General features: G+C 63.0%; 12 protein-coding genes. 7 read left to right on the top strand and 5 right to left on the bottom strand.

What is annotated here, in order from left to right:
• Position 1: 1 nt before the first annotated feature.
• The 3 genes from C1D09_RS06970 to C1D09_RS06960 all read right to left on the bottom strand — a co-directional run bounded on the left by C1D09_RS06970 (position 2) and on the right by C1D09_RS06960 (position 2,145).
• Complete coding sequence (locus C1D09_RS06970; RefSeq protein ID WP_143973586.1) at positions 2-952, bottom strand: acetyl-CoA carboxylase carboxyltransferase subunit alpha; 951 nt, start codon at positions 950-952, stop codon at positions 2-4.
• A gap of 98 nt (positions 953-1,050) precedes the next feature.
• Entirely contained in the window at positions 1,051-1,968 is a 918-nt protein-coding gene (locus C1D09_RS06965; protein ID WP_143973585.1) for a site-specific tyrosine recombinase XerD, read from the bottom strand.
• A gap of 24 nt (positions 1,969-1,992) precedes the next feature.
• The gene (locus tag C1D09_RS06960) at positions 1,993-2,145 is read right to left on the bottom strand and encodes a histidine kinase (protein WP_143973584.1); all 153 of its coding nucleotides are present in this window, start codon (positions 2,143-2,145) and stop codon (positions 1,993-1,995) included.
• A 211-nt stretch (positions 2,146-2,356) separates the two neighbouring features.
• On the opposite strand from C1D09_RS06960, the gene C1D09_RS06955 reads away from it, so the two are divergent.
• From C1D09_RS06955 to C1D09_RS06945, 3 genes are read left to right on the top strand one after another with little or no spacing between them, the layout of a single operon-like run.
• Complete coding sequence (locus C1D09_RS06955; protein ID WP_140892043.1) at positions 2,357-2,968, top strand: shikimate kinase; 612 nt, start codon at positions 2,357-2,359, stop codon at positions 2,966-2,968.
• A complete protein-coding gene (gene aroB, locus C1D09_RS06950) occupies positions 2,965-4,101 on the top strand; it encodes a 3-dehydroquinate synthase (RefSeq protein ID WP_143973583.1) in 1,137 nt (378 codons plus the stop codon). Before C1D09_RS06955 ends, aroB begins: the two co-directional genes overlap by 4 nt.
• Before the next feature lies 1 nt (position 4,102).
• Positions 4,103-4,993: an HlyC/CorC family transporter gene (locus tag C1D09_RS06945; RefSeq protein ID WP_143973582.1), complete on the top strand. Its 891-nt coding sequence runs from the start codon at positions 4,103-4,105 to the stop codon at positions 4,991-4,993.
• 111 nt (positions 4,994-5,104) lie between these two features.
• On the opposite strand, the gene C1D09_RS06940 is transcribed toward C1D09_RS06945, so the two are convergent.
• On the bottom strand, positions 5,105-6,163 hold the full coding sequence (locus C1D09_RS06940; RefSeq protein WP_143973581.1) for a hypothetical protein: 1,059 nt from the start codon (positions 6,161-6,163) through the stop codon (positions 5,105-5,107).
• Positions 6,164-6,422: 259 nt separating this feature from the next.
• Between C1D09_RS06940 and C1D09_RS06935 the strand changes: the two genes are divergently transcribed.
• Both C1D09_RS06935 and C1D09_RS06930 read left to right on the top strand, forming a co-directional pair.
• Positions 6,423-7,220, top strand: a complete 798-nt coding sequence (locus C1D09_RS06935) for an alpha/beta hydrolase (RefSeq protein WP_143973580.1) — start codon at positions 6,423-6,425, stop codon at positions 7,218-7,220.
• A gap of 120 nt (positions 7,221-7,340) precedes the next feature.
• The gene (locus C1D09_RS06930; protein WP_143973579.1) at positions 7,341-8,894 is read left to right on the top strand and encodes an acetolactate synthase large subunit; all 1,554 of its coding nucleotides are present in this window, start codon (positions 7,341-7,343) and stop codon (positions 8,892-8,894) included.
• Positions 8,895-8,924: 30 nt separating this feature from the next.
• Here C1D09_RS06930 and C1D09_RS06925 read toward each other — a convergent pair whose 3' ends face one another.
• The gene (locus C1D09_RS06925; protein ID WP_027058994.1) at positions 8,925-9,227 is read right to left on the bottom strand and encodes a BolA family protein; all 303 of its coding nucleotides are present in this window, start codon (positions 9,225-9,227) and stop codon (positions 8,925-8,927) included.
• Positions 9,228-9,387: 160 nt separating this feature from the next.
• Between C1D09_RS06925 and C1D09_RS06920 the strand changes: the two genes are divergently transcribed.
• Positions 9,388-10,017 (top strand): J domain-containing protein, encoded by a 630-nt coding sequence (locus C1D09_RS06920; RefSeq protein WP_019861454.1) that lies wholly within the window; start codon positions 9,388-9,390, stop codon positions 10,015-10,017.
• Positions 10,018-10,140: 123 nt separating this feature from the next.
• Positions 10,141-11,127, top strand: a complete 987-nt coding sequence (gene cobS / locus C1D09_RS06915) for a cobaltochelatase subunit CobS (RefSeq protein ID WP_027047444.1) — start codon at positions 10,141-10,143, stop codon at positions 11,125-11,127.
• Positions 11,128-11,136: the final 9 nt, after the last annotated feature.

Genomic DNA, 11,136 nt, shown 5'->3' with positions numbered 1-11,136 from the left:
GTCAGAGGCTGCGGCCCATCGCCAGGTATTTCTCGCGGCGCTGTTCGCGGAAATCGGTGTTGGCGCCAGAAAATTCCTTCATCGTCTTGGCAATGAGGTCGCCCGTCGCGGCAATCACCGTTTCGGGCGCGCGCTGGGCGCCGCCCATCGGCTCGGGGATGATGGCGTCGATGATCTTCAGTTCCAGAAGATCCTGCGCAGTGATTTTCATGTTGGTCGCCGCGTCCTTGGAGCGCGTGGTGTCGCGCCACAGGATCGAGGCCGCCCCTTCCGGCGAAATCACCGAATAAATGGCGTGTTCGAGCATGTAGACGCGGTTGGCGGTGGCGATCGCGATGGCGCCGCCCGAACCGCCTTCGCCGATGACTACCGAGATCGACGGCACTTTCAGCGCGAGGCAGGCCGAGGTCGAACGGGCAATGGCTTCGGCCTGGCCACGCTCCTCGGCGCCGACGCCGGGATAGGCGCCCGCCGTGTCGACCAGCGTCAACAGCGGGATATTGAAGCGGTCGGCCAGTTCCATCAGCCGCACCGCCTTGCGGTAGCCTTCCGGGCGCACCGAACCGAAATTGTGCCTCAGTCGGCTGGTCGTGTCCGAGCCCTTCTCCTGGCCGAGGATCGCGACAGGCTCGCCGCGGAAGCGGGCAAAACCGCCAACGATCGCCTGGTCCTCGCCGAAATTGCGGTCGCCGGCGAGCGGCGTGAAGTCGCTGAACAGGCCCTTGATGTAATCGACACAGTGCGGCCTGTCGGAATGGCGGGCCACCTGCACCTTCTGCCAAGGCGTCAGCGCCTTGTAGAGATCGCGCAGGGCGTCGCGCGAGCGCTTCTCCAGCCGGGTGATCTCATCGGCGACATCGACCGCTTCGCCATTCTCGGCAAGCTTCTTGAGCTCGAGGATCTTGAGCTCGAGATCCTGCACCGGCTTTTCGAAATCGAGGTAATTGTACATGCTTGAGCGGACCGATACGTCGGAAGGCAAGGACTGCGGAACCCTTGAAACCAAGGCCCCCGGCGGTGAAATGTCGTCCTCACATAGCGATATGAGGCCTAGTCGGCAAGCGGATGATGATCGTTGACCAGCCGCACCAGCCGCTCCTCCAGCACATGGGTGTAAATCTGTGTCGTCGATATGTCGGCATGGCCGAGCAGCTGCTGCACGGCCCTGAGATCGGCGCCGTTCTGCAGGAGATGGCTGGCGAAAGCATGGCGCAGCACATGCGGCGATATCTTCGCCGAGGCGATGCCCGCCCGTGCCGCCAGCCCTTTCAGGTCGCGGGCAAAGACCTGGCGCGAGAGGTAGCCGCTGTCGGACGCGGCCGGAAACAGGAACGGGCTGTCGGCGAAAGCGGCCACGCTGGCCCGGGCGGCAAGCCAGGCATGCATCGCCACCCGCGCCTTGGATGACAGCGGCACCATGCGTTCCTTGTCACCCTTGCCGCGCACCATGAAGAAACGGTCGTCGCGCTGCGCCACCGTCACCGGCAGGCCGACCAGCTCGGAAACGCGCAGGCCGGTGGCGTAGAGCACTTCGACCAACGCATGCAGGCGCAGCGCGGCCAGCCTGTCACTGTAGCCGAGCCCGGCGTCGCCGGCTTCCACCGCGGCGCGGTCGATCAGCCGGCCGGTCTCGGCCTCGCTCATCGTCTTGGGCAGCGGACGGCCTTTTTTCGGGCTGTCCAGCGTGCCGGTCGGGTCGTCGGTGCGCAGGCCCTCGGCGTAGAGGAATTTGAAGAACTGGCGGATCGCCGACAGTTTGCGCGCCTGCGAGGTCGGCGCGAAGCCGCGCGCTGCGATGTCGTCGAGATAGGCACGGATATCGGCGGCGGCTGCACCGGCAAGCCCGCCATCGATCGCGCTCGAGGCGTCTTCGAGGTCACGCCGGTAGGAGGACAGCGTGTTTTCGGCAGCGCCGCGCTCGGCGCTCATCATTTCCAGGAAGGCCTCGATGCGGGCGGCGCTATTCATCCTCGGGGATCGGTTTTTCTTCTGTCAGTTTTTCTTGGGGTTCAGCTTTTCAGCCGGGATGCGCACGCTCATCTCCGCTTTTTTGGGCTCGACGAACATCACCAACGCGAACATCGTACCATAGGCAATGCCGGCCAGAATCGCGAGGATCACGACAAAGCGAAACAGTGTCGGCATCAATTTTCGCCCGTCTTCTTGTTCTGCGTTTCCAAACCCTGTGCCCTTATGGGACGCCAATCCGACCAATTCAAGGAAGAAGCGGAGGCCTGTCAGCAACTTCCGATGCAGGCATCCTCCGTCCGATATAGGCTTGCCTGTGCTCGGCACGCTTGACGCAAACCGGCTTTTCATGTCGATACGCCGGCAAAGAGGGCCCAAGAAACAGCTGATGAACGCGCACCAGGCAAATCCTCCAGGCGAGAGCCACGCCGCGCTGCTTGGCCGGCTGGGCAGCCGGTCCATCGTCTTTGTCGGCCTTATGGGCGCCGGCAAGACGGCGATCGGACGCAAGGTGGCGACGATGCTGTCGCTGCCTTTCATCGACAGCGACCAGGAGATCGAGAGCGTCTCGCGCATGACCGTGCCGGAGCTGTTCGAACGCTATGGCGAGACCGAGTTCAGGGCCCTGGAGCAGCGTGTCATCCTGCGCGTGCTTGAAAATGGCCCGCAGGTGCTTTCGACCGGCGGCGGCGCCTTCATGAACGCGCAGACGCGCGAAGCCATCGCCGGCCATGGCGTCTCTGTATGGCTGAAGGCCGAGCTCGATCTTCTGATGGACCGGGTTTCGAAGAAGCAGAACCGGCCGCTGTTGAAAAGCGCCGATCCCCGCGCCGTGCTGGAGCGGCTGATGGGCGAGCGCTATCCGGTCTACGCGACATCAGATGTTACGGTGCCGACCCGCGACGACCGCAAGGAGGTCATCGCCGCCGAGGTGCTCGACGCGCTGTGCCGGCATTTCGGCATCGATGAAATTGCAGCGACAGGCGAGATCGAATCGTGAGCGTGGACCAGCCAGTCACCGTCGAAGTCGGCCTTGGCGATCGGGCCTACGACATATTGATCGGCTCCGGCCTTTTGTCGCGCGCCGGCGAGGAGATTTCCCGCCGCCTGCCCGGCACACGCGCTGCTGTCGTCACCGACGAGAATGTCGCCGCCGCGCATCTCGATACGCTGAAGGCAGGGCTCGACAAGGGTGGCATCCAGTCTACCGTGATCACGATGCCGCCCGGCGAGAAGTCCAAGAGCTTTGCCCATCTCGAAGAGGTGGTCGACGGCGTTCTGGCCGCGAGGCTGGAGCGTGGCGACGTCGTCGTCGCGCTGGGCGGCGGCGTCATCGGCGATCTCACCGGTTTTGCCGCCGGCATCGTGCGGCGCGGCATGAATTTCGTGCAGATCCCGACCTCGCTGCTGGCGCAGGTCGATTCGTCGGTCGGAGGGAAAACCGGCATCAACAGCCCGCGCGGCAAAAACCTGGTCGGCGTCTTCCTGCAGCCGAAACTGGTGCTGGCCGACACGGAAGTGCTCGACACGCTGCCGATCCGCGAATTCCGCGCCGGCTACGCCGAACTCGCAAAGTACGGGCTGATCGACCGGCCGGAACTCTTCGCCTGGCTCGAGGCGAACTGGCAAAAAGTGTTCGCTGGCGGGCCCGAGAGGGCGCGGGCGATTGCGGAAGCCTGCCGTGCCAAGGCCGATGTCGTCACCCGCGACGAATTCGAGACCGGCGACAGGGCGCTCCTCAATCTCGGCCACACATTCGGCCATGCGCTCGAAGCCGCCACGCGGTATGACGGCGCCCGGCTCGTCCATGGCGAGGGGGTCGCCATCGGCATGGCGCTGGCGCATCGCTTCTCCTCGCGGCTCAATCTGGCGAGCCCCGACGACGCGGCGCGCGTCGAGACGCATCTGCGGGCGGTTGGCCTGCCGTGGCGGATGGCCGATATTCCGGGTGAATTGCCCGATGCCGAGGCGCTGCTTTCCTTCATCACCCAGGACAAGAAGGTGTCGCGCGGCGCGCTGACCTTCATCCTGACCCGTGGCATCGGCCAGGCTTTTATCGCCAAGGACGTCCCGGCTTCGGAAGTGCTGTCGTTCCTGCGGGAAAACCACCCAGCCAGCCGGAAAGTCGGCTGAAATGGACAATGGCTGGATCGCCGTCGCCGTTCTTGCCATCGTCATCCTGCTGGTCGTTGTCGTGCGCACGCGCCTTCTCGCCATGTTCGGTTACGAGCTGTCGCGCATCGAGCCGCAGCGCTCGAGCCAGGATGAGTTGCGCGGCGCGGTCGACGATTTCCGCCGCGACGGCCAGGTGGTGCGCGAGGATCGCGACCGCATCGGCGGCCTGTTCGACCTCGAAGAGCTCGAAGTCTCCGACATCATGGTCCACCGCACCAATATGCGCTCGGTCAATGCCGACAACGCACCGGAAGCGGTGGTGCGCGAGATCCTGCAGAGCCCGCACACCCGCATGCCGTTGTGGAAGGGCTCGCTCGACAACATTGTCGGCGTGCTGCATGCCAAGGATCTGCTGCGCGCGCTGAACGAAGTCGGCAACGACTTTTCCAAGATCGACGTGATGAAGATCGCCTCGAAGCCCTGGTTCGTGCCCGACACCACGACCTTGCAGGAACAGCTCAACGCCTTCCTGCGCCGCAAGGTGCATTTCGCCGTCGTCGTTGACGAATATGGCGAGGTCGAAGGGCTGGTGACGCTGGAGGACATCATCGAGGAGATCGTCGGCGAGATCGCCGACGAGCACGACATCGACATCCAAGGCGTCAAGCAGGAGGCCGACGGTTCCGTCGTCGTCGACGGCAATGTGCCGATCCGGGACCTGAACCGGGCGCTCGACTGGAACCTGCCGGACGAGGAGGCGACCACGATTGCCGGCCTCGTCATCCACGAGGCGCAGTCGATCCCCGAGGAGAAGCAGGCCTTCACCTTCCACGGCAAGCGCTTCATCGTCATGAAGCGCGACAAGAACCGGATCGCCAGGCTGAGGATCAGGCCCGCCGGCGGCGTCTAAGCGCGTCGCGTTTGAACGGATTCACCGCTTCACGGAAATGGCAAACCGCTCCAACTCCTGTTTGACGCAATTCCGGACGGAAAACCGTTTCACACTTTTCCTGGAATTGCTCTAGAGCTGGTCGATTTGCACCAAGCGCTTGAATCCCGGCAGAGCTGCCAACGCCTCGACGAGATGGTGCGTCGGAACAAATGATGCGGGATCGTCGAAGGGAAAGAGCCATTCGCAGGCCCTGCGAAACGATGCACTGCCGCGAAAGGCGACACCATCCATTCCAATCCTGGTCGGATGCATGTCCCTTATCGTGACCAGTTTCGTTCTCGGTTCGAGCTTTTGCCTGAATTCATCCATGAGGGCTTCTCCGTCGGGGCCGTGGAGCGCCTCGTTGAGCCTGCCGCGCGCTGCAGCGGCGGCATCAAAGCCGTTGTCCTTGTTCCACAGGTTCAGCGCTCTTTGCATCTCCGTTGCAATCCAGGAGATCGTCCCGTTCGAAATGCGGTCTTTGTCCACTTCGGCTGGTGCCGCCAAACCCAGTTCACCTTCAACAAAGTCACCGACAATTCCCCGCTCGTGTCGCAGAGCGGTATTGAAACTTCGAATCGAGATACGCTCTGGTCCGAACAGATTGCTGAGGACATCGACAAATTGAAGCGCGCCTCTCAGAGGTGTGTTCGGTGCGAAATCCAAAGTTTCCTTCAGAAACGCGTCGAAAGAGCCGATATGCCCCCAGCGAACCTTCGACGCCCAACAGGAATATATAAAGCCGATACCATTGCGGACGTAGAGTATGAATCGGTCGATAGGGCCCAGAAAGGATTTCAGCTTGATAAGTTCGGTCAAGTCGAAAGTATTGAAGATCTCAGACGAAATCAGACGGATGGTCTTTGTGGTCGAAAATGGATAACTGAAATTTTCTGCGTTCAGGGAACGAGCTTGGAGCATGCTCGAATAACGTTCGCGCTCGGGGGTAAAAAGGTCGTTTGGACCGGGAGATATACGATGCGTGCTGAGCCAGCACGCCAGTCGATGATGCCCGGTCAGGCTCCCTGTGCCGTCAGGTTCATAGAAGACATTCTGTGCCGCCAGCCACTGGCGACGAGCCGCCAGGAACGCCTGAATCGATGTGGTTCCGGTCTTGTGAAAGCCAGCATGGACGATCGTCGTTGTCATTTATGGCTCTGGAACGTTCTTGCCGGGGCGCCTTGGACTTTGTGAGCAGGCAGATTGTTCATCACCACTATGTCGTCGGGCTGCCAGTCCCTGGCGATTCATATCCACAACGATCCGCATCGCAATCGATTTATCAATGCAGGATGACGGAGCCTCGGCTTGAGCTGAACCTCAACCCATCCCGGCAACATTACCTATCATTCACTGGAACTTCGCGGCGTCCCGGTGCATTTTTGCGCCGGGCGGTCAGGAGAGAATGATGATCGATCGGCGAACCCTGCTCTTGGCGTCCATGGCGGCTTTTCTGCCGACGGGCGTCTCTGCCGCAGATGCGCCTTCTCCCAAAAGCTTCGACTACGGCCCGGCCAAGCTCGACATCTATGCGCCCGACGGCGCAAGCGGGTTGCCCGTGGTCTTCTTCGTCCATGGCGGGGCCTGGGAGTTCGGCAAGCGCAGCCAGGTGGGCGCCAAGCCGGCCTTCCTGCTCGCCAACGGCTTCTGCTTCGTTTCCATCGACTACCGCATGCTGCCGGAGGCCGATGTCGCCACCCAGGCCGACGACGTCGAAAAGGCGTATGCCTATGTCAGCGCAAATATCGCCAAGCATGGCGGCGACCCCAAGCGCATTGTCGGCATGGGCCATTCGGCCGGTTGCCATCTGATTGCGCTGACCGGCATGCGCGGCGGGCTGCCGGGTGTCGCCGGCCTGCTGCTCGACGACACCAGGGCTTATGATCTCGCGGCGCTGGAGAAGAATGGCGGCATGGCGCGGGCCTATGCGCGCGTCTTTTCCGACCCTTCGCAATGGGCGGCACTTTCGCCCGCCAGCTATGTCGATGGCCGCAGGCATCCGCCGACCTTCATCGCGTATTCGGGGGCGTCAGGCCGTGGCGAGGAGTCGAAAGCCTTCGCCGAGCGCCTGCGCGCCGCGGGCACCGAGGTCACGCTGTTCGACGGCAGCGCCTATACGCATATGTCGATCAACAGCGATTTCGGCAGGGATGGCGACGCACTGACCGCCGCCGCCCTGACCTTCCTGAAATCGACGGTCGGCTGATCGCTGTCGACTTCCGCTCGCCCTGTTCCTGTAACTGGATCATGCCAAAGGCAATTGCGGGATATTGCCGGGCGGACGTCCATAGGTGCAATTGCTCCTGATGATTGGGAGAAAAATTGCATGAATGGCGCCGATGTCCTGTGCGACGTGCTGCTGGCCAATGATGTGACGGTCTGCTTTGCCAATCCCGGCACCTCCGAAATGCATTTCGTTGCCGCGCTCGACCGCAAGCCGGAGATGCGCTGCGTGCTCGGCCTGTTCGAAGGCGTGGTGACGGGTGCGGCCGACGGCTATGCGCGCATGACCGACCGCCCGGCCGCGACCTTGCTGCACACCGGCCCTGGCCTGGCCAATGGGCTGGCCAACATGCACAATGCCCGGCGTGCGTTCAGCCCGATGATCAACATCGTCGGCGACCACGCTTCCTATCATTTGCCGCTCGACGCGCCGCTCACCAGCGACATCGAAGGCCTGGCGGCGCCGATGTCCAACTGGGTTCGCCGCATCGCCGGGCCTGCCGATGTCCAGCCGGCCACGGAGGCGGCTTTCCGCGCCTCGCTGACGCCGCCCGGCGTCACGACGCTGATCCTGCCGGCGGATGCCGCCTGGGGCGATGCTGCCCCGGCCTCGCCGGGCAAGGTCGTCCTTCCGCCGCCGCCGGCCGTCGACATGGACGCCGTGCGCGCGACCGCCGCGGCGATCCGTGCGGCTCCGGGGCGTGTCGGGATCACCGTTCGCGGGCGAGCGGCGCGCGCCGATGCGCTCGAGATCGCCGGGCAGATTTCGGCGGCCTGCGATGTCCGGCTGTTCAGCGAGGTCCTGATCGCGCGGATGCAACGCGGGCGCGGACGCGTCGCTCCGGCGCGCATCCCCTATCCGATCGATGCGGCGACGGCTTTGCTGAGCGACATCGACGTGCTGGTGCTGGTCGGCGGCAAGGAGCCGGTCGCCTTCTTCGCCTATCCGGGAAAGCCGGGGCGGCTTGTGCGCGACGATTGCCAGGTGCTGACGCTCGCCGCCCATGGGCAGGACCTGTATGCGGCGCTGGAAGCGCTTCGCGACGAACTCGGCGTCAAACCATCGCAACCGACCGACTTCGCAACCGCTTTTCCCGTCGAGGCTGCGGCGAGCGGCGGGCTGACGGAGGACGCCATTGCGCTGTCGGTGGCGCGCAAACTGCCGGACAATGCGATCGTCTGTGACGAAGCGGTCACTTCGGCCCGGCGTTTCTTTGCTCTGTCGGCCTTTGCCGCGCCGCATGACTACATGATGGGCACCGGCGGATCGATCGGCGGCGGCATCCCGATGGCAACAGGCGCCGCGATCGCCTGTCCCGACCGCAAGGTGATCAATCTGGAGGCCGACGGCAGCGGCATGTACACGGTGCAGGGCCTGTGGACGCAGGCCCGCGAAAATCTCGACGTGGTGACGATCGTCTTCTCCAACCGCACCTACGCGATCCTGCATGGCGAGATGAAGAATGTCGGCGTCAATGCGATCGGCGAGAATGCCAGGCGCATGCTCGACCTCGACCATCCCGCGCTGGACTGGGTGTCTCTGGCCAAGGGCATGGGCGTCGAGGCGGCGCGCGCCGAGACATGCGAACGGTTCGACGCGCTGCTGGACAGTGCCCTGTCACGGCGCGGGCCGTTCCTTATCGAAGCAATGATCTGACCGCGCCGCGGAGGGTGAGGGCGGACTGACCTACCAGCGGGTCTTTTCGCCGGGCGCCGCCGGTTCGATCGCCAATGCATGAACGCCGGCCTTCAGTTCGTCGGCGAGCAGTTCGTTGACGGCGCGGTGTCGGTCGATGCGGCTCATGCCGGCAAAGGTGGAAGAGACGACGCGAACGCGAAAATGCGTCTCGCCTGTGCCGTCATAAGCGCCATGATGGTCCGAGCCGTGGTGATGGTGGCCGGCGTGGAGATGGCTTTCGTTTATGATGACCAGCCGCTCCGGCGAAAACGCCTTGTTGAGCTTGTCTTCCATGGTCGCCTGTATGGACATTGCCGTCTCCGTTCACCACATAGGACTGGCGCGCTAAGCCTCGGGGGCCGCTGCCGCGCAACTAAATCCGCCATTCGCCTGTTTTAAGCCGCGATTCAGCGGTTAGGGCGAGGATCGCGAAAATGTCAATTCTTGTTTCGCATCTGCGAACGCCCCATAAATGGGTGAGATGAAGCCGTATCCCAAATATTTCGAGAAGATTCGCATCCGCCCGGAGAAGGATGCGGAGCTGAAGTCGCACTCGCCGATCTGCCAGTGGGACGGCTGCAAGGAGCCGGGCACCCATCGCGCGCCGGTCGGGCGCATGAAGGAAGGCGAGTATTTCCGCTTCTGCTTCGACCATGTGCGCGAGTACAACAAGGGCTTCAACTACTTCTCCGGCGTACCGGACACCGAGGTCGCGCGCTTCCAGAAGGAAGCCATGACCGGCCACCGGCCAACCTGGAAGATGGGCGTCAACGGTGCCTCGACACGCTCATCGCCCGATATGGCGCAGATGCGCTCCGGCCGCGCCGGCTATTACAACCGCATGCGCGACCCCTTCGACCTGTTCAAGGGGCCGAAAGATCCGCGCGAGGCGCGCGAGCGCAAGGCCAAGCCGCTTGAGGCCAAGGCGCTGGAAACGCTTGGCCTTGATACAAAGGCGACTGGCAAGGATATCAAGGCGCGCTATAAGGAACTGGTGAAACGCCACCATCCCGATGCGAATGGTGGCGACAGAGGTTCGGAAGACCGGTTCCGCGATGTGCTGCAGGCCTATCGCGTGCTCAAACAGGCGGGCCTGTGCTGAGCGACCCTACGGTTCATGTCGCTTTCCAACTTTCATAAGGTTGGAAAAGGCTTTAAGACCGCCCCCGAACAAAATCGATTGCCGGCGAAACGGGACGTTTCGCCCGTGGAGACGTTGAGAGATATGAACAAGGTCGATCGCGACATCGCCAACCTGCCCGACACGACGGTGTCGGTGAAGGATAAATTCGGCTTCGACTCCAAGATGGTGGTGCCGGCCTATTCGGTGACATCGGAACATGTGCCTGACGTCGATCCGGACTATCTGTTCGACAAGGCAACGACGCTGGCGATCCTGGCGGGCTTTGCCTACAACCGCCGCGTCATGGTGTCGGGCTATCACGGCACCGGCAAGTCGACCCATATCGAACAGGTCGCCGCCCGCCTCAACTGGCCCTGCGTGCGCGTCAATCTCGACAGCCATGTCAGCCGTATCGACCTCGTCGGCAAGGACGCGATCGTCGTCAAGGACGGCTTGCAGATCACCGAATTCCGCGACGGCATCCTGCCCTGGGCCTACCAGCACAATGTCGCACTCTGCTTCGACGAATACGATGCCGGCCGTCCGGACGTGATGTTCGTCATCCAGCGCGTGCTGGAATCGTCAGGCCGGCTGACGCTGCTCGACCAGAGCCGGGTCATCCGTCCGCATCCGGCCTTCCGGCTGTTCTCGACCGCCAACACCGTCGGCCTCGGCGACACGACCGGCCTCTATCACGGCACGCAGCAGATCAATCAGGCGCAGATGGACCGCTGGTCGATCGTCACCACGCTGAACTATCTGCCGCACGACAATGAAGTGAACATCGTGTTGGCCAAGGCCAAGCACTATCGCGACAACAAGGGCAAGGACATCGTCAACAAGATGGTGCGCGTCGCCGACATGACGCGCTCGGCCTTTATCAATGGCGACCTGTCGACCGTGATGAGCCCGCGTACCGTCATCACCTGGGCCGAGAACGCCGAGATCTTCGGCAATATCGGCATGGCATTCCGGCTGACCTTCCTCAACAAGTGCGACGAGCTGGAGCGTTCGGTGGTGGCCGAATTCTATCAGCGCGCCTTCGGCGAGGATCTCCCGGAAAGCGCCGCCAACGTGGTGCTGGGGTAAGCAGAGCCT

It is taken from the genome of Mesorhizobium intechi (assembly GCF_002879535.1).
Lineage (GTDB): Bacteria > Pseudomonadota > Alphaproteobacteria > Rhizobiales > Rhizobiaceae > Mesorhizobium > Mesorhizobium intechi.
Note: the sequence above shows the minus strand (reverse complement) of the source record. Positions and strands in the feature narration are given on the sequence as shown.